This window comes from Brevundimonas sp. P2_A6, from assembly GCF_056404975.1.
On record NZ_JBFUCZ010000003.1, the window covers coordinates 278,330 to 299,523 of the forward strand.

The 21,194-nt window shown below is 69.6% G+C and carries 16 protein-coding genes and 1 pseudogene; 3 read left to right on the forward strand and 14 right to left on the reverse strand.

What is annotated here, in order from left to right; all coding sequences use genetic code 11:
* The 9 genes from trmD to AC1DW4_RS10340 all read right to left on the reverse strand — a co-directional run bounded on the left by trmD (window position 1) and on the right by AC1DW4_RS10340 (window position 12,819).
* A complete protein-coding gene (trmD, locus tag AC1DW4_RS10300) occupies window positions 1-726 on the reverse strand; it encodes a tRNA (guanosine(37)-N1)-methyltransferase TrmD (RefSeq protein ID WP_477017170.1) in 726 nt (241 codons plus the stop codon).
* Window positions 727-765: 39 nt separating this feature from the next.
* On the reverse strand, window positions 766-2,607 hold the full coding sequence (locus AC1DW4_RS10305; RefSeq protein WP_477017171.1) for a DUF885 domain-containing protein: 1,842 nt from the start codon (window positions 2,605-2,607) through the stop codon (window positions 766-768).
* A 67-nt stretch (window positions 2,608-2,674) separates the two neighbouring features.
* Window positions 2,675-3,010, reverse strand: a complete 336-nt coding sequence (trxA, locus tag AC1DW4_RS10310; protein ID WP_477017172.1) for a thioredoxin — start codon at window positions 3,008-3,010, stop codon at window positions 2,675-2,677.
* A gap of 92 nt (window positions 3,011-3,102) precedes the next feature.
* Entirely contained in the window at window positions 3,103-6,588 is a 3,486-nt protein-coding gene (gene addA / locus AC1DW4_RS10315; RefSeq protein WP_477017173.1) for a double-strand break repair helicase AddA, read from the reverse strand.
* Window positions 6,585-9,656 (reverse strand): double-strand break repair protein AddB, encoded by a 3,072-nt coding sequence (gene addB / locus AC1DW4_RS10320; protein ID WP_477017174.1) that lies wholly within the window; start codon window positions 9,654-9,656, stop codon window positions 6,585-6,587. The genes addA and addB overlap by 4 nt, the downstream gene beginning before the upstream one ends.
* Window positions 9,653-10,366 (reverse strand): N-acetylmuramate alpha-1-phosphate uridylyltransferase MurU, encoded by a 714-nt coding sequence (gene murU / locus AC1DW4_RS10325; protein ID WP_477017175.1) that lies wholly within the window; start codon window positions 10,364-10,366, stop codon window positions 9,653-9,655. Before murU ends, addB begins: the two co-directional genes overlap by 4 nt.
* Window positions 10,363-11,463, reverse strand: coding sequence for an N-acetylmuramate/N-acetylglucosamine kinase AmgK (amgK, locus tag AC1DW4_RS10330; RefSeq protein ID WP_477017176.1), 1,101 nt, complete (start codon window positions 11,461-11,463; stop codon window positions 10,363-10,365). The genes murU and amgK overlap by 4 nt, the downstream gene beginning before the upstream one ends.
* On the reverse strand, window positions 11,456-11,929 hold the full coding sequence (gene tsaE / locus AC1DW4_RS10335) for a tRNA (adenosine(37)-N6)-threonylcarbamoyltransferase complex ATPase subunit type 1 TsaE (protein WP_477017291.1): 474 nt from the start codon (window positions 11,927-11,929) through the stop codon (window positions 11,456-11,458). The genes amgK and tsaE overlap by 8 nt, the downstream gene beginning before the upstream one ends.
* Window positions 11,930-11,934: 5 nt before the next feature.
* A complete protein-coding gene (locus AC1DW4_RS10340; RefSeq protein ID WP_477017177.1) occupies window positions 11,935-12,819 on the reverse strand; it encodes a GNAT family N-acetyltransferase in 885 nt (294 codons plus the stop codon).
* A gap of 122 nt (window positions 12,820-12,941) precedes the next feature.
* Between AC1DW4_RS10340 and AC1DW4_RS10345 the strand changes: the two genes are divergently transcribed.
* Together AC1DW4_RS10345 and AC1DW4_RS10350 are read left to right on the forward strand one after the other, a co-directional pair.
* Entirely contained in the window at window positions 12,942-15,053 is a 2,112-nt protein-coding gene (locus AC1DW4_RS10345; RefSeq protein ID WP_477017178.1) for a S9 family peptidase, read from the forward strand.
* Window positions 15,054-15,058: 5 nt separating this feature from the next.
* Complete coding sequence (locus tag AC1DW4_RS10350; RefSeq protein WP_477017179.1) at window positions 15,059-15,460, forward strand: acyl-CoA thioesterase; 402 nt, start codon at window positions 15,059-15,061, stop codon at window positions 15,458-15,460.
* Here AC1DW4_RS10350 and AC1DW4_RS10355 read toward each other — a convergent pair.
* The 4 genes and pseudogenes from AC1DW4_RS10355 to ruvC form a co-directional block, all read right to left on the reverse strand.
* Window positions 15,443-16,462 (reverse strand): pentapeptide repeat-containing protein, encoded by a 1,020-nt coding sequence (locus AC1DW4_RS10355; protein WP_477017180.1) that lies wholly within the window; start codon window positions 16,460-16,462, stop codon window positions 15,443-15,445. The genes AC1DW4_RS10350 and AC1DW4_RS10355 overlap by 18 nt on opposite strands.
* 150 nt (window positions 16,463-16,612) lie before the next feature.
* Entirely contained in the window at window positions 16,613-17,641 is a 1,029-nt protein-coding gene (gene ruvB, locus AC1DW4_RS10360) for a Holliday junction branch migration DNA helicase RuvB (RefSeq protein WP_477017181.1), read from the reverse strand.
* On the reverse strand, window positions 17,638-18,255 hold the full coding sequence (gene ruvA / locus AC1DW4_RS10365; protein WP_477017182.1) for a Holliday junction branch migration protein RuvA: 618 nt from the start codon (window positions 18,253-18,255) through the stop codon (window positions 17,638-17,640). Before ruvA ends, ruvB begins: the two co-directional genes overlap by 4 nt.
* Window positions 18,256-18,398: 143 nt before the next feature.
* A pseudogene (gene ruvC, locus AC1DW4_RS10370) lies at window positions 18,399-18,887 on the reverse strand (crossover junction endodeoxyribonuclease RuvC); the annotation flags it as partial.
* A gap of 78 nt (window positions 18,888-18,965) precedes the next feature.
* Here ruvC and AC1DW4_RS10375 point away from each other — a divergent pair.
* Window positions 18,966-20,639, forward strand: a complete 1,674-nt coding sequence (locus AC1DW4_RS10375; RefSeq protein ID WP_477017183.1) for a M20/M25/M40 family metallo-hydrolase — start codon at window positions 18,966-18,968, stop codon at window positions 20,637-20,639.
* Between the two features lie 4 nt (window positions 20,640-20,643).
* Here the strand turns inward: AC1DW4_RS10375 and AC1DW4_RS10380 are convergent, their stop codons facing one another.
* Window positions 20,644-21,162, reverse strand: a complete 519-nt coding sequence (locus AC1DW4_RS10380; protein WP_477017184.1) for a hemerythrin domain-containing protein — start codon at window positions 21,160-21,162, stop codon at window positions 20,644-20,646.
* Window positions 21,163-21,194 lie beyond the last annotated feature (32 nt).

Here is a 21,194-nt window from a genome sequence, read left to right on the forward strand (position 1 = left end):
CTATTCTCCTCGGGCTTTTGCGCCCTTTAGCTGTGATTTGGCGAGATGCGCCGCCCAGAGATCCGGCCGCCGCTCCCGCGTGGTTGTTTCCCGCTGTTCCTGCCGCCACGCGGCCATCTTGCGATGGTCGCCCGACAGCAGCACCTCGGGTATCTCGACCCCCTCGAACGTCCGCGGTCGCGTGTACTGCGGATGCTCCAGAAGACCGTCCTCGAAGCTCTCGGACGACAGGCTGTCTGCCTGGCCCAGAACACCGGGGATCAGTCGCACGCACGCCTCGATCACCACCATCGCCGCCGCCTCGCCACCGGCCAGGACCGCGTCTCCGACGGAGACCTCCTCGAACCCCCGGGCGTCGAGCACCCGCTGGTCCACCCCCTCGAACCGGCCGCACAGGACGGTGATCCCGTCTGCCTTGGCCCATTCTTTGACTCGCGCCTGCGTCAGGGGTCGACCGCGTGCGCTCATGTACAAAAGCGGCCGGGGCGACCCTGTCAGGCTGTCGAGAGCCCGGGCCACCACGTCCGCTTTCAGAACCTGTCCTGGACCGCCACCCGCGGGGGTGTCGTCCAGGAAGCCGCGCTTATCTTCGGAAAAGTTCCGAATGTCCACCGTTTCCAGCGCCCACAGCCCCTTCTCGCGCCACGCCGTGCCGATCAGCGACACGCCGAGCGGCCCCGGAAAGGCCTCGGGGAACATGGTCATGACGGTGGCGGTGAAGGGCATGGGCGCGGTTTAGCGTCACCACGCGCGCGGCGCGAGGGGTCAGGCGGCCGGGTGACCGCCCCCCGCCGCGATCCAGGCATCCACCTGTTCCTCCAGCACGTCCAGCGGCACCGACCCGGATCCCAGCACCACGGAATGGAAGTCGCGGATGTCGAACCGGTCGCCCAGCGCCGTCCGCGCCCGCTCGCGCAGCTCCAGGATCTTCAGCTCGCCGACCTTGTAGCTGGTCGCCTGCCCGGGCCCGGAGATGTAGCGGTTGACCTCCAGCCGGATGTCACGCTCGCTCAGCAGCGAGTTCTGGCGGAAATACTCGACCGCCTGGTCCCGGCTCCAGTGCTTGGAATGGATGCCCGTATCCAGCACCAGCCGCACCGCCCGCCACAGCTCGGTCGAGAGCCGGCCGAAGTCGGAATAGGGGTCCTGATAGAAGCCCATCTCCTTGCCCAGCTTCTCGGCATACAGCCCCCAGCCCTCGGCATAGGCCCCATAGATGCCATAGCGCCGGAACCGCGGTAGGCTCTCCATCTCCTGGGCATAGGCGACCTGGAAATGGTGGCCGGGTGCCCCCTCGTGATAGCTGATGCCCTCGATCTGGGGCCGCAGCACCTGGGTCATGTCCGACAGGTTGACGTAATAGATGCCCGGCCGCGATCCGTCCGCCGCCGGCTCGTTGTAGAAGGCGATGCCGGTCGACGCCTCGCGCCACGGCTCGACCGCGCGGACTTCCAGCGCCGCTTCGGGCAGGTCGCTGAACCACTGCGGGGCCACCGCCATGACCTGGGCGATGAAGCCGCGGCTGTCCTCCAGATACTGCGCCTTGCCCTCGGGCGTGTTCGGATACTGGAAGCGCGGATCGGTCTTGATGAAGGCGAAGAAGTCCTGAAGCGTGCCCTCGAACCCGACCTGGGTCTTGATGACCTCCATCTCGGCCTGGATGCGCGCCACCTCGGACAGGCCGATCTGGTGGATCTGGTCGGCGGTCAGGTCGGTGGTCGTCGAGGCCCGCAGGCGCTGGGCGTAATAGGCGTCGCCGTCCGGCAAACGCCACACCCCGTCGGTGCTGGTCGACAGCGGCTGCATCTCCAGCAGGGTGGCCAGATAGGCGTCGTATCCCCGCTTGAAAGGCCCGGTCAGGGCCTCTCGCGCCGAGGCGATCAACGCGTCCTTTTCGGATTGCGCGATGTCCAGCGCGTTCACCTTCGTCTGGACGTCGGCCCAGATCGCCGTGTCGGCCCCGTCGGTAAAGGGCGCTCCGTTCGTCACGTTCCGGATCGCACCGATCGCCGGTTCCCACACGAAGGTCGGCGGCGTGATCCCGGCGGCCATGCGGGTGCGGATGTTGACGGAGCTCTCGCCCAGCACCCGCTCGACCTCGACCAGGCGCGCGACATAGGCCCGGGCATCGTCCGCCGTGTCGATGCGGTGATTGTTGATCATGAACACCGGCAAGGATCCGCCCGGCCCACCGCTGGACGAGATCGGATAGCCGCTTTCGCGCCACCGGAACGCCTCGCGTTGCTCGCCCACGGCATGTTCGAACAGCCGGGCCGACATCTGCGACTGCGGGCTCAGGCTGGCCGGATCGAACTGGGCCTTCATCCGCGCCAGCTGCGCCTCGGCCAGGGCCAGCGACCGTTCGGCGGCCGAGGGGGTATAGTCGTCCAGCCTGTCGTTGTCGGTCTTCAGCCCCAGAGAGGTCATCTGCTGGGGGCTCAGCGCGATGCGCTCGTTGTAGGCCGTCTCGAAAAACGCGGCCAGACGCGCGTCGGCATCCGCCGTGGCCTGGGCCTGCTGGACCGGCGCGGGTGCGAAGGCCGCGCTGCACAGCCCGGCCACGGCGATCAGGACCGCGCCGGCGGACGAAATCAGAAGACGACGCATCGAGAACCCCCGGGGACAATCAGAACCCGGACCGTCCCCGATGCGACGGGGGTATGCAAGAGCCAGCTTACGCCTTGGCGGCGATGCCCGTCTCGGCCAGCCATTCCAGGATCTTGCCCTTGGGCATGGCCCCGACCTTCATCGAGGTCATCTGCCCGTCCTTGAACAGCATCAGGGTCGGAATGCCTTTCACGCCCAGCTTGGACGGGGTCATGGGGCTGTCGTCGATGTTGATCTTGGCGATCGAGACCTGACCGGCCAGTTCGTCGGCGATCTGTTCCAGCGCCGGCCCGATCTGCTTGCACGGCCCGCACCACTCCGCCCAGAAGTCCACCAGCACAGGCGTGGAGGCCTTCAGCACATCGGTGTCGAAGCTGTCGTCGGTGACCTTCATCGTGGCCATGGGTGGATCTCTCTCTGTGCTGGGGCTACCGGCCGGTCGACCTACTTGAGCCCGGTTGGCTTCGTCGAGATGTGGGGCGATTCCCGCTGAAATCAACGGAGCGATAGCAACGCCTCGTCCATCAAACCCTGCGGCACCGCCATCAGCCTGGGCCCATCCGTCCAGACCAGCGCCGCCTCGACCGGGCGATCCGGATACAGCCGCTTCAGCACCGCCACATAGACCGCCATCTGGGCGACATAGGCGGGGTCGGCGTCCTCGATGCGGTCCGGGGCGGGGCGGTTGGTCTTGTAGTCGACGACCAGGACCCGTTCGGGCGTGACGACCAGCCGGTCGATCCGGCCACTGATCGACACCCCCGCCGGCAGCCCCGGCGCCGACCCGGTCAGCGCGACCTCCGCCCGCGACCCGGCCCCGAACACGGCCGAGAACCGCGCGTCCTCCAGCACGTCAAACGCCGCCTTGATCATCTCCGCCCGCTGATCGTCCGACAGGTCCCGTTCCCGCGCCAGCATCCGCCGCGCCGCGTCCGGCCGGGCCTCCGCCTCGATCTCCGGCAGCCGCTCCAGCAGCAGGTGGATCAGGTCGCCGCGCCGGAACCGACCTAGAGAGGCACCCCCATCGACTCCCGCGACCGCCAGCGGCGACGGGGCCGACACACGCTTCACCGCCTTCGCCTGCGACGGCGAGACGTAACGCGCCGACGGATCGACCGGCGGCATCGCCCGTGCCCAATCCGGCACGTCCACACCCGGCACGGCCGAGTCCGCCCCCGCCGCCATCACCACCGGATCGATGCCGAACCGCCTGCGCCCGTCGCCGATGTCTCGCACCTGTCCGCCAAGGCGTTCGAACGTCTCGGTCAGCACCGCCCACCAGCTGCCCTCGTCATAGCCCAGCTTGGATTTCGCGCTGCCCCGCCCCAGGATCACCACCCGGTCCCGCGCCCGCGTCAGGGCGACGTAGAGCAGCCGCAGCGTCTCGTCATCGACCCGCGCCTGCCGCGCCGTCCGCGCCTCGCCCGACGCCTCGCAGTCCTCCTTCTCGGACCCCGGACACATCAGCCAGCCCTCGGCCCCATCACCCAGTTCGACCGGCATCAGGGTCGGCCCCTGCGCCTTGGCCTTCGACGTGGTGTCGGGCAGGATCACCACCGGCGCCTCCAGACCCTTGGCCCCGTGCACGGTCATGACCCGCACCTCGTCACGCGCGCCCTCCATCTCGCGCTTCACCTCGACGTCGGCGGTCTCCAGCATCGACAGGCAGGTCTCCAGATCGATCCCGCCGCGCTGTTCGGCCGCCAGCACCTGGTTCAGCGTCTCGTCGATCGCCTCGGCCGCCTCCCGCCCCAGACGGGCCAGAATGCGTGCCCGCCCCGACAGCCCCGTCGCATCGATCCGGTTCAGCAGCCCGGCGAAGAAGGCGAACGGATCGCGGTTTCGGCTCTCGATGGCGAAGTCGATAAGGTCTCGCGCCCGCCCCCACGACGCATGCTCGCCCGCCCGCGCCCGCAGCGCGGCCCACAGCCGTTTGCGCTTCGGGTCGGCCCCGGCCAGTTCGTACAGGCTGTCGGGTGCCCCATCGTCGGCGATGTCGCAGAACGGACTGCGCAGCACCTCGGCCAGGCTCAGTTCGTCGTCGGGATACAGCGCCACCCGCGCCACCGCGATCAGGTCGTCAAAGGCGATATGGCTCGACAGCTTCAGCCGGTCGGCCCCCGCCACCGGCACCCCGACCGCCTTCATCGCCCGGATGATCTCCTCGAACGTCGCATCGCGCCGTCGGACCAGCACCAGGAAGTCGCCGTATCCACAGGGTCGCAGCGTGCGCTCCTTACGGTCCTGCACCGCCACGCCCGCCATCACCTGACGCCGGATCTCCCGTGCCAGATCGGCGGCCATCCGCTTCCGCGCGCTCTGCACCGGCTCCTGATCCAGCGGATCATCCCAGGCGTCGCGTTCGGGCGGCTTTTCGTCGGCATAGATGGGCCAGAGGTCGATGCAGCCGTGGTCGTCCACCCGTTTGGCGATATGCGCCGGGATGGTGCCGACCGTCTCTCCGACCAGCGATCGCGTCCGCTCCGGCGACGCGAACACCGCATCGACGAAGCTCAGCACCTCGGGCGTCGACCGGAACGAGGTCGCCAGCTCCACGCCCGCGAAGGCCGCACCCGCGCCCCGCACCATGGTGTCGTATCGCTGCGACTCCTGCCGCAACCGCTCCGGCCGCGCGCCCTGGAAGGAATAGATCGACTGCTTCTCATCCCCCACCGCGAACACGGTCCGTTCGACCTTGCCCGCGCCGTACCGTTTCGAGCCGATGCCGGAAAAGAACCCCTCGGTCAGGGCCTGGACGATGTCCCACTGTTCCGGGGCCGTGTCCTGGGCCTCGTCGATCAGGACGTGTTCGATCCCCCCGTCCAGCTTGAACAGCACCCAGGCCGCGCTGGACCGGACCGTCAGCAGCGCGACCGTCCGCGCCACCAGATCCCCGAAATCCAGCGCGCCCCGCCGTTCCTTGGCCGCGTCATAGAGCGCGCCGTGGGCGCGGGCCAGCGTCAGCACATGGCCGGTGTCCTCGGCCACCCGCGCCTTTCGCACCTCGCCCAGCGCCGCGACCACCTTGTCCTGCATCGCGGTCAGCCACTCGCGGGCCTCGGGCGGGGCGGACTTGGTCGCCATCGACTTCCGGGGCTGGCCGCTGGTCAGGAAGACCGAGGCGACCTCGGGAAAGCTCCACTCGGCCTCCCACATCCGTTTGGCGCAGGCCTGGTCGGTGACCGATCCCCTGTCCATCGCCTCGGCCATGGCCAGCCATTCGGCCCGGTCCAGAAAGCGCATGAAGTCGTTCTGGATGGCCGCCACGTCCCGATCCGTGTCAACCCCGACCAGGGCATGCGGCCCCGGCGCCGTCCCCGCATCGACCCGCACTACATAGTCCAACAGCCGCGCCCGATCCGCCTCGATCCGCGCCAGCAGGCCTTCGAACGCCTTGAAATCCAGCTCCACCGCGAAGTGGGCATAGGCCCGGCCAATCGCGCCGTCTTCGCTGCCCAGCGCCAGCCGCGCCAGGTCCTCGCGCGCCTCGTGCGACAGGGCCGTCGCCGCCTGGTCCTCCAGCACGGTGAACCCCGGCGTCACCCCCGCCTCCAGCGGGAACCGCCGCAGCAGCTTCTCGCAGAAGGCATGCAGCGTCTGGATCTTCAGCCCGCCCGGCGTGTCCAGCGCCTTGGCGAACAGGCGGCGCGCGTTCGACAGCTCTGTCATGGACAGGATCGTCGCCGTCCGCCCGTCCAGATCGGCCAGCGACGCCTCCAGCCTGGCATCGTCCATCACGGCCCATTCGCCCAGCCGATCGAACAGCCGCGCCTGCATCTCGGCCGCCGCCGCCTTGGTGTAGGTGACGCACAGGATCTCGCCCGGACCAACATCCTCCAGCAGCAGCCGCGCCACCCGGTCCACCAGGGTGGAGGTCTTGCCCGACCCGGCGTTGGCCGTGACGAACACCGACTGGCGCGGGTCCGCCGCCGCGATCTGGGCCGGGTCGGGCAGGATGCGGACAGCGGTCTCGGTCTTCACGATTCCGCCTCCTCGGCCCCGGCGACATGCCATTCCCAGACCCGCGCCAAATGGTCGTAGTTGCCTCCGAAATTGCCCATGAACTGCGGCGCGACCCAGCTCAGATAAGGCGTCGACTCCAGATCGAACCGCCGCACGCGCGCCTTCAACCCCGCCAGCGCCTCCGCCGACAGATCGGCCGCCTCGGCGCCCTGCGCCAGGGTCCTTGCTTCACCGGCGACCTTGCGCCCCACGACCCGCACGTATGTCAGATCCTCAGGCTCCACCGGCCCCGTGTCCGACAGACCGACCTCGGCCAGGATGGCTCCGGTCAGGGTCAGCTGCGGCGCGAAGCCGGTCTTGACCTGTTTGGCCGACGGCACCCCGCCCGTCTTGAAATCCAGGATCGCCGCCCCCGTGGCCGACAGCTCGATCCGGTCCGCCTTGGCCGTCACCGTGAACGGCCCGCCATCGGCGTCGAACGTGAGCGCCACCTCCTCCTCGACCCGGATCTCGATCCCCTGCGCCCGCCTGCGCGTCTCGAACCCCGTCAGCCAGCGCGCGGCGTTGCGGGCCAGCGGACCCTCGCGCGCCATGGCCGCGTCCTCGAAGCCGTGATGGCGCAGTTCCTCATGCAGCAGGTGGACGATCTGGTCCTCGCAATCGTCGGGCAGGACGTCGGGCCAGGCCAGGGTCAGCCGCTCGACCGCCTTGTGGATCGCCTGCCCGCGCAGCAGCGCCTCGGCCGACTGCCCCGGCCGGTCCATGGGCTTCAGGTTCAGCACATAGCGGGCGTAGACCGCATAGGGGTCGCGCACCCACCGCTCCACCCCCGTGACCGGCAGCTGGCGCGGCCGCCGCGCGACCGGCGGCGTCGGACCCGGCCGTTTCGCCAGTCCGCCCTGGCCGAACAACGGCGCATCCAGCGCCCGCGCGGCGTTCAGCATGTCCGTCGGCCGGTCGATCCTCACGGGATAGGCCTCCGTATCCGCCCCCCGCGCCAGCATCTCCAGCCGCCACAGCCAGCGCGACCGCACCGCCGGTTGCCCGCCGCGCCGCTCGGTGTGGATCAGGATGGCCTCGGGCGCGCAGGCCCCCTGCACGAAGTCCTGCGCCGTCTGCCCCACGCGACGTTCCGGCGGCGGCAGGTCCAGCGCCTTCCTCATCGGCCGTGACAGGAAGGGATCGACCGGCGCACCGCGTGGCCACACCCCCTCCTCCAGCCCCGCCAGGATCATCCGGTCGGCCCGCACAAGTCGCGCCTCGATCGCCCCCAGGATGCGCAGCGACGGATACGTCGCCCCGCCCGTCCGCACTGTCGTGTCGCGCACCAGCCCCGCGACCAGCTCGGCGAACGCCGCGGCCGAAAGCGCGCCCAGCGACGCCCCGCCCTCGATCAGTTGCGACAGCATGGAGGCCGCAGCCTCTCCGTCCGGTCCGGCCCAGACGTCGTTGCCCGCCAGCGCCTCGACCAGCCCCGTCAACGCTCGCGCCGCATGATCCAGTGACGCCACCGGCTCGAACGCCGCCTTCGCCGCATCGGCCAGCGCCTGCAACCGTGCCGCCAGCGCCGTCGCCTGCGCCAGCCTCGCCATCGTCCAGTCCGAAGGCGGCACCCCGTTTCGACGCGGTGCCCCCGCCTGCGTCAGACGCGCCTCGATCCGCGCCCAGTCCCGCGTGCGCGGTCCCCGAAACGCGACCTTCTCCAGCTCCGCCACCCCATCGTCGGTCGCCTCGGGCAGGGTCGTCAGCTCGTGCTTGATCAGCGCCAGCACCGTCTGCGGGGCCAGCGGATCGGCCATCCACCGCGCGCACACGTCGACCAGCACACCGACCGGCATCTGGCCCAGCCCCGTGCCGGACGAACTGTCGGCCACCACGCCCCAACGCGCCAGCCGCGCCGCCACCCGTCGCCCCAGCGCCAGATCGGGCGTCACCAGCGCACAGGTTCGGGCCCTCCCGTCAGAATGGGGCGTCTCCAGCGTCTCGCGCATCATCAGGGCGATGGTCGCCGCCGCGTCCTCCTCGGTCCGCGCCGTCACGACCGACAGGCCCTCCAGCCCCAGGGCGATCGGATCGAGCGACTGCCCCGCCTCCGCCGATCGCTTGCGCAGTTCCCGGATCTCCTCGCGCCAGTCCGCCGTCGCATCGGCGGGGCGCAGGGCCTCGTGGATCAGCCTCTGCCGCGCCAGCCCGCGCGCCTCGACGCCCGCATCGACCGGCCGGCGGAACCACGGCCGCACCGCGTCCCGCGCCACCTCGGCCCGCTCCAGCAGCCGCTTCAGCGCGCTCTGCGGATGCTGCTCCTCGATCGCGCCCCAGGCCGTCTTGTCCAGATCCAGGTCCAGCCCGGGCAGCACCACGCAGCCCTGCGGTGCCTTCGCCACGGCCTTCAGCACATCGGCCGCCGCCTTCACCGTCCCTGTCGAGCCGGCCGCGATCACCGGCCCCCGCGGCGGATGCTCGGCCCAGCGTTCGGCCAGCAGACGCAACAGCCGCGTCCGGCGCCACGACGCATCGACCAGCCCCATGGCCTCCAGCCGCCTGGGCCAGACCTCGACCGCCAGCCCCAGGAACTCGGCCGACGCCTGCCAGTGCTCGGCGAAATCCTCGCCGCCGAAACCGGCCACCATCCCCGGATCCGCGACCTCCTCGATGTGGCAGGAATCCAGAAACGCCCCCAGTCCGTCGGCCAGCTCCAGTGCGCGCAGCGGTGCCAGACCGGGCGCGAAATCCTCGGCGATCATCCGCGCCATCTCGAACCGGCGCGTCAGGGGCGCGATGGCCGGCGGCAGGTCCAGACCCAGTTCGCCGGGCGAGAACGGCGGCTCGTCCTCTTCCAGATCGCCCAGTGGCCGCACCTGCGGCAGCAGTACCGGCCGGTCGCCCGCCTGGCTCGCTAGCGCTGCCCCGAACGCCCGCGCGGCCCGGCGGTTGGGCAACAGGATCGTCGCGTCGGACAGCGCCTCTGGCGGGTTTTCGCCCAGCCAGTCCAGCACCCCCGCCGCCAGATCTTCCAGAAACGGCCGATGCGCGGGAATTGCGAACCAACGCGGCGTGTCGCCTGCGAAGGGGTCGAAACCCGTCACGCCTTACCCAGCCGGGCCTCGGCCTCATCCCGCGCCTGCGGATCGCCGACATGCATCCAGTCGCCGTCCAGCACGCAGCCATACAGCCGCCCCGCCGCCGCCGAGGCGCGCCACAGGGGACTCAGCGAAAACGCCCCCTCCGGCCCGCCGTCCGCATAGTCCGACCGCGTGATGTGCACGCCCATATAGGCATAGGGGGCCGACGCCGCCTCGCCCCGGAACGTCAGCCGCCCGTCGTCGCCCAGGAAGAAATCGCCATCCCCCTCGAAGCCGATCGACCCCTCGCGCCGCGCCAGCAGCAGACAGGCGTCCATCGTCACCGGATCCCACAGGCGGATCAGCTCGGAAGCCCAGTCGGACGGCCCGGTCCAGACGCTGTCGATATTGGCCACGAACACCGCGCCGTCGCCCAGGAGTGGCCGCGCCCTCTTCAGCCCCCCGCCGGTTTCCAGCAACGCCTCGCGCTCGTCCGATATCGCGATCTCAGGCCCCCGTTCGCGCCCGGCCAGATGCGCCTCCAGCCGGTCCGCGAACCAGTGCACATTGACCACCGCCCGCTGCACGCCCGCCTGCGCCAGACGATCCAGCACGTGATCGATCAGCGCCCGCCCCCCGACCTCGACCAGGGCCTTGGGCCGGTCGTCCGTCAGCGGCCGCATCCGCGTGCCCAGCCCGGCCGCCAGCACCATCGCCGTCTTCGGTCCGGTCATGTCCGCATCTCCTCGGGCACGTGCCGATCGAACCAGCGCGCCACGCCCTCCAGCCCCGGCCGGGTCAGATTGGCGTTCAGGTGTCGCCACATCCTGGGCATGAAGCCCGCATAGCGCGGCTTGCCGTCCCGCACGATTAGCCGCGCGAAGATGCCCAGAATGCGCGCCTCGTTCAGAGCGGCCAGACCGGCATAGGACCGCATGAACGCCGCCCGGTCATCGATCCCCGCCAGTTCGAAATAGCGGTCCAGCGCCTCGGCCTCCAGCGCGCGGGACACGTCGCGTCGCGCATCCTGCAACAGCGAATGCAGGTCCCAGCTGGGATGTGCCCGCACCGCGTCCTGAAAATCGATCATGCCCACGCGCGCCGCGCCCTGGCGTTCCGGCAGCCAGATCAGGTTCTCGGCGTGATAGTCGCGATGCGCCACCACGCTGGCCCCCGCCGCGCCTTCGGCCACGATCGGTGCCCAGGCCGCGTGCCAGTCGGCCATCGCCGCGTCGTCGAACGCCAGTCCGGGCTTCAATTTGGGCAACCACTCCACGAACAGGTCCGCCCCGCCCTGCAGCGCCGTCTCGTCATAGACCTGCAACGGCCAGTCACCCGCCGCCCCGCTCAGCACGCGCGGCGTTCGCGCGGCATGCAACGTCGCCAGCGCCTCGACCGCCGCCAGATACAGCGGCGTCTCGTCCGTTCCCGCCTCGATGACCCGCGCGAACAGGGCGTCCCCGAAGTCCTCCAGCACGGCCAGCCCCTCGGGCGCGTCCAGCGCCACGACCTCCGGCGCTGACAGCCCGACCGACCGCAGATGGGCCGCCACCGCCGCGAACGCCTCGATCCGGCCAGCCGACAAGCGCGCGATGGCGTTCCAGCCCTCGGCCCTGCGCCGCTCAGGCGACCAGGACGGATCCGCCGGCGGGCTCTCGGCCGCAGCGACCTGGTCCATCAGCATCAACGAGGTGCCCGACGCCGTCGTCAGCCGCTCGTACCGGCGCGTGGAGGCATCGCCCGGCAAGGGCGCGCGCACCACGTCACCCAGCCCGGCCTGCGCCAGAAACGCCACCCGCTGCGTCTCGCGCTCGTTTAGTCCGTCAGCCATTCAACCCTTCGATCCCCGCATCAATCTTTCCTGCCCATGCGCCTACGCCAGAAACGGTCGCAACGCGTCCGTCGCCGTCTTCCGACAGCACGATCGACAACCGGTCCGGACCGAGCGCCCGGTCCAGATCGTCGCCCAGCCGCTCGGGCCATTCGATCAGGGCGACGCCGGTGTCCAGCGCCTCGTCCAGCCCGATCTCGAAGGCTTCCTCGGGCCGCGTCAGCCGATACAGGTCGAAATGGGCCAAGGGCGGATCGGTCTCGTAGACCTGCACCAGGGTGAAGGTCGGCGACGGCACGTCCTCATCCGGTCCGGCCAGCGCCCGGATCAGCCCGCGCGCCAGCGTCGACTTGCCCATGCCCAGTGGCCCCTGCAGCAGGATCGCCTCGCCCACGCCCAGCGACCCGGCCAGCGCGGCCCCCAGCGCTGTTGTCGCCGCCTCGTCGGCCAGTTTCAGCTCGACCATCCCGCTCATGCGAAATCCGCGTCCGGCTGGCTGGCCAGCACCCGCTCGGTGAAGGCCTTCAGCGCATAGGTCGCGCGCGTCGCGTCGATATCCAGCCGCGTCGGCGCGATCGCCTTGCCGACGCTCAGGCGGAACGGCTTCTTTCGCTTGTTCAGCAGCTCGTGGAACAGGGTGATGTCCCGCAGTTCCGGCGACACCCGGTTGAACAGGTGAAACAGGGTCGAGTTCGGACCCGTCACATGGATCGGAATGACCGGCGCGCCGTATTTGCGCGCCATCGACGCCGCCGTTGGGGCCCACTCGGGATCGGTCAGCGTCCCGTCCTTGCCCGCCCGTGCCAGCCGCCCGGCGGGGAACATGACGATGCACCGCTCCGCCTCGAAGGCGGCCTTGGCGGCCTCCAGCGTTGCGCGGGTCTTCTCGCGCGTTCGCTTGTCGACGACCCATTCCACCGGGATCAGCACCTCGGACAACCGGGGCGAGACCCGGATCGCATCGGCGTTGGCGAACCAGATCGCATCGGAGCGACGCTTCCGGATCGCGTCATAGACGGCGATGCCATCGGCGATCCCGGTCGGATGATTACAGACCACCACGCACCGCCCGGTCGTCGGCACCCGCTCCAGGTTCATGGTCGAGACCTTCAGGTCCAGCAGGTTCGACACATGCTCCAGCGTGCCCTGTCCTGACAGATGCGCGATGGCATCCGCCATCCGCCGCGCCTTGCCATAGCCGAGCATCCCGTAAAGCGCCGGCCGCACCAGGGGCCACACCCACGATCCCGTCAGCCGTGGTGCCCGCTCGGCGATCAGCACGTCCACGACATGGTCATGCCCTCGCCCGGTCGGCGTCGGCACAGGATCGGAATCGGACGGAAGCGAAACGGCCATGCCCAACCCTTGTCGCCTCTGATGGTAAGGCAGGCAAGCCGCTGCGGACCCGGCATCTGCAAACTTCCGCCCCGCCCCGCGCGGTGCTACGCCAGCGCCGAAGTATCCCCAGGAGCCGCCCGATGCGTCACCCGTCTCTGCTCGCCGCCGCCGCCGTCCTCGCCCTGATGACGGGCTTGCCCGCCGCCGCCGAGGTCACCCCGTATGAGGCCGCCCCAGCCGCAACGATCGCCCCCGCGCCCCAGGCCGAGCAGCGCGCCTTCACCTACACGGACATGCTGGCCGCCAACCGCCTGTCCGACCCGCGCGTGTCGCCGGACGGCACCCAGGTCGTCTATTCGGTGCGCGCCACCGACATGGAGGCCAATCGCGGCGTCTCCAGCCTGATGATCCAGGCCCTGAACGGCGAGGGCGAGCCGCGCCGCCTGGCCATCTCGGACCAGGGTGCCAACACCGCCCGCTGGGGTTCGGACGGCAATCTGTATTTCCTGTCGGGCAGGTCCGGCACCAGCCAGGTCTGGCGCGCCAATGCCCGCGGCGAGAACGCGACCCAGGTCACCAACCTGCCGCTGGACGTCAACGCCTACCGCCTCAGTCCCGACGCCGAGAAGATCGCCGTGTCGCTGGCTGTCTATCCCGACTGCGATGACCTGGCCTGCTCGGTCGCGCGCGGCACGGAGGCCGCCGCCCGCAAGTCCACGGGACAGGTCTATGACCGGATGTTCGTGCGCCACTGGGATACCTGGGCCGACGGCACCCAGAACCACCTTTTCGTGGTCAACACCGACGGCTCGGGCGAGCCGGCCTGGGTCACCCACGGCTTTGACGGCGACACCCCTTCCAAGCCTTTCGGCGACGAGAACGAGTTCACCTTCACCCCCGACAGTTCCGCCATTGTCTTCTCCGCCCGCGTCGCCGGTCAGACCGAGCCCTGGAGCACCAACTTCGACCTGTTCAAGACCAACGGCCTGACCGGTCCGGGTTTCACCAACCTGACCGACGACAACGACGCCTGGGACACCGGCCCGGTCTATTCGCCCGACGGTCGCACCCTGGCGTACCGCGCCATGAAGCGTCCGGGCTTCGAGGCCGATCGCTATCAGATTGTGCTGATGGACGTGGCGACGGGGGCCAAGCGCGAGGTCGCCGCCGACTGGGATCGATCGTCCGACAGCCTGCAGTGGTCCGCCGACGGCCGCAGCCTGTTCGTCACCGCCGGCGACGTGGGCCAGGTGAAACTGTTCCAGATCAACGCCGCCAGCGGCGCGGTCGTGCCGATCACCGGCGAAGGGCACGTCTCGGCCTTCGAACAGACCCCGTCCGGCTTCGTCCTGGCGATGGACAGCCTGACCTCGCCGTCAGAGCTCTACGTCAAGACCTTCCGCGGCCGGGAGCTGCCGATCCAGATCACCGACGTGAACCCCGAGCTGGACAGCCGCCTGTTCGGACAGGCCGAGCAGTTCACCTTCCCCGGCTGGAACAACGAGACCGTCCACGGCTACGTCATCAAGCCCGCCAACTACGTCGAAGGCCAGAAATACCCGGTCGCCTTCCTGATCCACGGCGGCCCGCAAGGGTCATTCGGTAACAGCTGGTCCTATCGCTGGAACCCCGAGACCTATGCCGGCGCGGGCTATGCCGTCGTCATGATCGATTTCCACGGCTCCACCGGCTACGGCCAGGGCTTCACCGATGCGATCAGCCAGCACTGGGGCGACCGCCCGCTGGAAGACCTGCAAAAGGGATGGGCCGCCGCCCAGTCGAAATACAGCTTCCTCGACGGCGACAACGCCTGCGCTCTTGGGGCCTCCTACGGCGGCTACATGATCAACTGGATCGCCGGAAACTGGTCGAACGAATTCAAATGCCTGGTCAATCACGACGGCGTCTTCGATGTGCGCGGCATGGGCTATGCCTCCGAAGAGCTGTGGTTCACCGAGTGGGAATACGGCGGCACCGTCTATGACAACCCAGCGGGCTACGAGCGCTTCAACCCGGTCAACCACGTCGACGACTGGAAGACGCCGATGCTGGTGGTTCAGGGCGACCGCGACTACCGCATCCCCACAGCGCAAGGGTTGTCGACCTTCACCGCCCTGCAGCGTCGCGGCATCGAGAGCCGACTGATCGTCTTCCCGGACGAGAACCACTGGGTCCTGAAACCCCAGAACAGCCTGCAATGGCACAACGAGGTCTTCCACTGGCTGGACGACCACCTGAAGCCCCAGGACTGAGCGACGTGACCCATCCCTCCCCGGAAACGCCCGACGGCCAGCTCGTCGGGCGGGTCATCGCCATGCCCGCCGACACCAACCCAGAGGGCGACATCTTCGGCGGTTGGCTGCTGGCCCAGATGGACCTGGCGGGCTCCACGCCCGCCTTCGACCTGGCCCAGGGACGGTGCGCCACGATCGCGGTCGATGCCATGGTCTTCCACCAGCCCGTTTCCGTCGGCGACGAGGTGTCCCTGTATGCCACCGTCCTGAAGACCGGCCGCACCTCGATCCGCGTCCGCGTCGAGGCCTGGAAACGCCCGCGTTCGACCCACGCGGTCAGCCGCGTCACCGAAGGCGTCTTCACGTATGTCGCCATCGACGCCGACCGGAAACCGAGGCCACTGCCGTCAGCAGGCGAGGGCTAGCTTCTCGGCGTCAGCCGACTTGCCCACCGGGTCGACGGACGGATCGAAGATCGCGCCGGTCAGGTTCGCACCGTTGAAATCGGTCGACACCTCAGTGCCGTCCTCCTTGACGATCCCGCCCGTCGTCGCGCCGGTGAAATCCGCGAAGCCAAGCTGGCAGTCCACGAAGCTGACGCCCCGCAGGTCGCATCCGGCGAACTTCGCGCCTCGCAGGTCGGCCCGCCGCAGGGTCGCTCCGGTCAGCAGCGCGCCCGAGAAGTCCACATCGATGGCGCGGATGCCGTTGGCCCTCAGCCCCGCCAGCCTGCGCCTGGCGAAGGCATCCGCCAGTGGCCGCACGTCTCGATCCGTCAGGTCCGCGACCCGGCCCCGGCGACCCCCGCTGTCGACCCAGGCCTCGGCCTCATCCAGCGCGAACCGCACGTCCGCCGCGCCGGCCAGCGCATCCTCATTCGGATCCAGCACGCAGGTCCTCAAGGCCCCCGGATCGATCCGCACGTGCTTCAGGTCGACGCCGGTCAGGATGGTATTGGCGAAGGTGCAGCCCTGCAGGTTCGCATTGGCCAGATCGGCCCCGGCCATGTTCGCGCCGCTGAAATCCGCGTTCTTCAGCCGCGCATTGCCCAACCGCGCCCGCTTCAGCGAGGCATGACGCAAGTCCACGCCTTGATGAACCAGGCCATCCGGTCCCGCGACCGGCTGTGACCTCTCGGGGTCCACGGTCCAGACGCGAAACTGCCCGCTGGCCTCGACCCGGGCGAGCCTCGCATCCCTCAGATCGACCCCGTCCATCCGCGCGCCATACAGGCTGGTGCCCTTCAGACTCGACCCGCGCAGGTCCGCGTTGGTCAGATTGGCCCCGCGCAGATCGGCGTCGCGCAGATCGCAGCAATACAGGGTCGCCGCCGACAGGTCGCTGACCGCCAGCCGGGCCGCCGACAGGTTCGACCCGGTCAGATCGACGCCGCTCAGCGCCCGCTTCTGCAGCACCACGCCCGACAACCGCGCGAATCTCAGGATCAGCCGCCGCCCGCCCGGGTCGCCCGGTGGCGAAACGTTCGTGAAGCGTAACGGCCGACATCGCGGCCTTCATGTGAAGACGGGCAGGCATGTCTAACAGCCTAGCTTGTCGATGGTTTCGGAACCGTTCGCTCAGCTGAACAGATCGCCCGCCCCTTCAGGCTTCAGCGGTTCGCTCAGCCCCATATGCGCATAGGCCTTGGCGCAGGCCATCCGTCCGCGCGGCGTCCGCTGGATGAACCCCTGTTGCAGAAGATAGGGCTCGATCACGTCCTCGACCGCGTCACGCGCCTCGGCGATCGCGGCGGCCAGGGTGTCCATGCCGACCGGCCCGCCGCCATAGTTCTCGATCAGGGCCTTGAGGAAGCGGCGGTCATTGGCGTCCAGCCCCGCCTCGTCGATCTCCAGCCGCGACAGGGCGCGCGCCGCGACGATCCGGTCGATGACCTTCGCCCCTTCGGCCTCAGCGAAGTCCCGCACCCGCCGCAGAAGCCGCCCCGCAACCCGTGGCGTGCCGCGTGAGCGCGAGGCGATCTCGCCCGCCCCCTCGTCGTTGATCGGCGCGCCCATCTTCCTCGCCGCGCCGGTGATCACCCGCACCAATTCGGCGGGCGTATAGAACTCCAGCCTCAACGGTATCCCGAAGCGGTCCCTCAGCGGCGTGGCCAGCAGGCCCGCCCGCGTCGTCGCCCCGACCAGGGTGAAGGGCGCCAGGTCGATCCGTACCGATCGCGCCGACGGCCCCTCGCCGATGATCAGGTCCAGCACATGGTCCTCCATGGCGGGATACAGGATCTCCTCGACCGTCGGGGCCAGACGGTGGATTTCGTCGATGAACAGGACGTCGCGGGGTTCCAGATTGGTCAGGATCGCCGCCAGGTCTCCGGCCTTGGCCAGGATCGGCCCCGATGTCGCGCGGAACCCCACCCCCAGCTCGCGCGCCACGATCTGCGCCAGCGTCGTCTTGCCCAGCCCCGGCGGCCCGAACAGCAGGACGTGGTCCAGCGCCTCGCCCCGCCCCCGCGCCGCATCGATGAAGACCTTCAGATTGCCCTTGGCCTGCTCCTGCCCGACGAACTCCGACAGGGTCTGCGGTCGCAGCGCTCTATCATAAGCCTCGCCGGGGGCAGCGTCGGGCGAGATGATACGGTCGTCGCTCACCGACCCAGCTCCTGCAACGCCGCCCGGATCACCGCCGACAGCTCCGCCTCATCCCCCAGCCGGATCAGCGCCTGATCCACGGCCCGCCTTGCATTGACCTCGGCCACGCCCAGCCCAAGCAGGGCCGACACCGCCTCGCCCGTCACGCTCGGCACCGGCGCCGGGGCTTCCGCGTGCACCCCACCCACAGACGGCGTGAACGACACATCCCCCAGCGGCTTGCCCTTCAGCTCGGTCACGATCCGCAGCGCCAGTTTCGGCCCGACGCCATTCGCGCGCCCGATCGCCGCCTTATCGTCGCGCGCCACCGCCCCCGCCAGCTCGCCCGGCGGCAGCACGTCCAGCACCGACAGCGCCGCCTTGGGACCCACCCCCTGGATCCCGGTCAGCGTCGTGAACGCCCGCCGCTCGTCCCGTGTCAGAAAACCATACAGCCGGGGCCCATTCTCCGCCGACCAGCTCGACTCGATATGCAGCGTCGCCTCGTCCCCCGGCGCCGGCAGACGCTGAAGCGTCCGCGCGCCGCAGGCCACGACATACCCCACACCGGCGCAGTCGATCAGGCAGTGCGCCTCCTCGACCTCGGCCAGCACACCCCGGATGCGCCCGATCATGATGCAATCCTCCCCCGGAGCGAAGCGAACGGGGGAGGGGGACCGCGACGCGCTTGCGTCGTGGTGGAGGGGGCGGAACCACGCACCGCGTCCGGGGTCGCCCCCTCCACCGCTTCGCGGTCCCCCTCCCCCGCTGCGCGGGTGAGGATTGCTCGCCTGCGCATCTGCGCATGGGTGATCGCCACGGCCAGGGCATCGGCGGCATCGGCCTTCACATCCCCGGCGGAGGGCAACAGCCGCTTCACCATGAAGGCGATCTGGCTCTTGTCCGCATGGCCGGCTCCGACCACTGCCTTCTTGATCAGGTTGGGCGAATATTCCGCGACCGACAGCCCCGCCCGCGCCGGGGCCAGCATCACCGCCGCCCGCGCATGACCCAGCTTGAGGGTCGAGGCCGGATTGACGTTCACGAACACCTCCTCGATCGCCGCCTCGTCACAGGCATGGGCGGCGCAGACCTCGCCCACCTTGTCCAGCAACCACAGCAGCCGGTCCGACAGGGCCAGCGTCTCGGGTGGGGCCACCACCCCGTGCGCGATCCAGCGCAGGCGCGCCCCCTCGGCCACCACCACGCCCCAGCCGGTGCGGCGCAGGCCCGGGTCCAGCCCCAATATGCGAGTCGCGTTCGTCATTCGTTCCTGTCATGCCGCAAACAGGGTTGACGAGCAATGAAGGCCGTCGCCACATCGCGCTCCCACGGGGAGCAAAACATGTCCACCACCGGTGCCGTCGTCGCGGCCATGCGCAAGCGGGCCGAGCGCCACATGATCGAGGCCCTGCGCACGGCCCAGGCGTTCGGTCCGGACCGCGCCATCCCCATCGTTCCCGATCGCAACATGGGCCGGCTCGCCCTGCGCGGCCTGCTGCGCCAGAACGCGGTGCGCCAGACGTCGCCGGGGTTCTACTGGCTGGACGAGCCTGTCTATGCCGCCGTCCGCGAGACCCGCAAACGCCTTGCGATCGGCGTCGCCATCATCGCCGTGGTCGTCCTGGCCGCGATCGCGATCGCCACATCGACCAGGGCCCAGACCCCCGCGACGCGCCCCGATCAGCTGGCCTTCCGCGCCCTGTACGAGGAACTGGTCGAAACCAACACTACCCTGTCGGTCGGCAGCTGCACCCTGGCGTCCGAGCGCATGGCTGCCCGCCTGACCGCCGCCGGATACCCGGCCGAAGACATCCGCATCCTGATCCCCGAGGACCGGCCCAGGGACGGCAATCTGTCGGTCGTCCTGCACGGCTCGGCCCCCTCCGCCCCCGCGCTGCTGCTGCTCGCCCACATCGATGTGGTGGAGGCCAACGCCGCCGACTGGACCCGCGATCCCTTCACCCTGGTAGAGGAGGGTGGTTATTTCTATGCGCGGGGTGCGACCGACGACAAGGCGCAGGCGTCGGTCTGGGTCGATACCCTCATCCGACTGAAACAGTCCGGCTTCACCCCGGTACGCGACATCAAGCTGGCCCTGACCTGCGGCGAGGAGACCGCCGATACCTTCAACGGCGTCGAATGGCTGCTGGCCAACCACCCGGAGGCGCTCCAGGCGGGCTTCGCCCTGAACGAGGGCGCGGGCGGTCTGCTGGATGCCGACGGCAACCGCGTCGCCCTGGCCGTCCAGGCGGGCGAGAAACTGTATCAGGACTATCGCCTCGATCTCATCAATCCGGGTGGCCATTCCGCGCGGCCAAGGAAGGACAACGCCATCGTCGCCTTGGCCAACGGCCTGTCACGGATCGGGGCTTACGATTTCCCGCTTCAGCTGAGCCCCGTCACCCGCGCCTATTTCGGCTCCCTCGCGGAGACCCAGCCACAGTATGCCGCCGACATGCGCGCCCTGGTCGCCGAGGGTGGTCCGGACGCCGCCGCCGCGGCCCGCATATCCGCCGCCAACCCCAGCTGGAATGCGACGCTGCGCACCACCTGCATCCCCACCCTGATAGAGGGTGGCCACGCCCCGAACGCCCAGCCCCAGCACGTCAGCGCCAACATCAACTGCCGCATCTTCCCCGGCAACACGATCGGGGACACGCAGGCCCAGTTGGAGACCCTGCTGGACAACCCCGCGATCGCCATCGCGACCGTCGGCGCGCCCGATCCCTCGACGCCACCCCCGCCGCTGTCCGACGCCATCATGGGGCCGATCCGCCAGGTCGCCGGCGCGATGTGGCCGAACGTGCCGATCCTGCCGACCATGTCGACGGGCGCCACCGACGGCCGCTTCACCAATGCGGCGGGCATCCCGACCTATGGACTGACCGGCATGTTCGGCGACCCCGACGGCGGCGGCGCCCACGGCCTGAACGAACGCATCCGCGTCCGCAGCCTCTACGAAGGCCGGGACTTCCTGTTCGAGGTCGTCAAGCTGTACGCGATGCAGGGACGCTGATGCGTCAGCCGTTCGCCTCGATATAGGCCTCCGGCTCCTTGTTCACCGGCTTGACCCCCGTGATGTGCTCGGCCTCGAAGGCGGCGAACTGGACGGCCAGGTCGTGGCGTTTGGCGATGGGTGCGTGCCTGCGGAAGTCCGTCAGGCCCTGACGCTCTTCCTCGCCCATATGCTTGGAGTTGACGACGTTGGCCTTTCCGACCGCCTCGATCCAGGCCCCGGTGCCTACGGGATACTTGCCGACCGCCTTGACCGCGTCGCGCAGCTTGTTGTGGTCCTCGATGGCGTCCTCGGTCTCGCCCTCGACCGTGCCGTCCTCGGCGTCGTTGGCACCCTGACCCAGCTTCAGCAGCTCGGGATAGAAGAACCGCTCCTCGGCCTCGGCATGGACGTCCAGGAACGCCGACAGGCGCGACCAGACCGCGCTCAGCGCCTCGGTGTCCTTGGGGTCGATCTGCTCGATGATCGCGAACAGGCGGCGCTGTTCGGCGTGGTCGTCGAGGATCAGCTGGGTGATGTCCATAAGGCGGTCCTTGGGGTCTGAGGCCCGGACTA

Excerpts from the sequence above, each read along its gene's own strand:
- AC1DW4_RS10340 (WP_477017177.1), bottom strand. The coding sequence starts at position 12,819 with ATGGCCGTTTCGCTTCCGTCCGATTCCGATCCTGTGCCGACGCCGACC.
- AC1DW4_RS10375 (WP_477017183.1), top strand. The coding sequence starts at position 18,966 with ATGTCCACCACCGGTGCCGTCGTCGCGGCCATGCGCAAGCGGGCCGAG.
- AC1DW4_RS10380 (WP_477017184.1), bottom strand. The coding sequence starts at position 21,162 with ATGGACATCACCCAGCTGATCCTCGACGACCACGCCGAACAGCGCCGC.
- tsaE (WP_477017291.1), bottom strand. The coding sequence starts at position 11,929 with ATGGTCGAGCTGAAACTGGCCGACGAGGCGGCGACAACAGCGCTGGGG.
- trmD (WP_477017170.1), bottom strand. The coding sequence starts at position 726 with ATGCCCTTCACCGCCACCGTCATGACCATGTTCCCCGAGGCCTTTCCG.
- murU (WP_477017175.1), bottom strand. The coding sequence starts at position 10,366 with ATGACCGGACCGAAGACGGCGATGGTGCTGGCGGCCGGGCTGGGCACG.
- trxA (WP_477017172.1), bottom strand. The coding sequence starts at position 3,010 with ATGGCCACGATGAAGGTCACCGACGACAGCTTCGACACCGATGTGCTG.
- ruvA (WP_477017182.1), bottom strand. The coding sequence starts at position 18,255 with ATGATCGGGCGCATCCGGGGTGTGCTGGCCGAGGTCGAGGAGGCGCAC.
- amgK (WP_477017176.1), bottom strand. The coding sequence starts at position 11,463 with ATGGCTGACGGACTAAACGAGCGCGAGACGCAGCGGGTGGCGTTTCTG.
- AC1DW4_RS10345 (WP_477017178.1), top strand. The coding sequence starts at position 12,942 with ATGCGTCACCCGTCTCTGCTCGCCGCCGCCGCCGTCCTCGCCCTGATG.
- AC1DW4_RS10305 (WP_477017171.1), bottom strand. The coding sequence starts at position 2,607 with ATGCGTCGTCTTCTGATTTCGTCCGCCGGCGCGGTCCTGATCGCCGTG.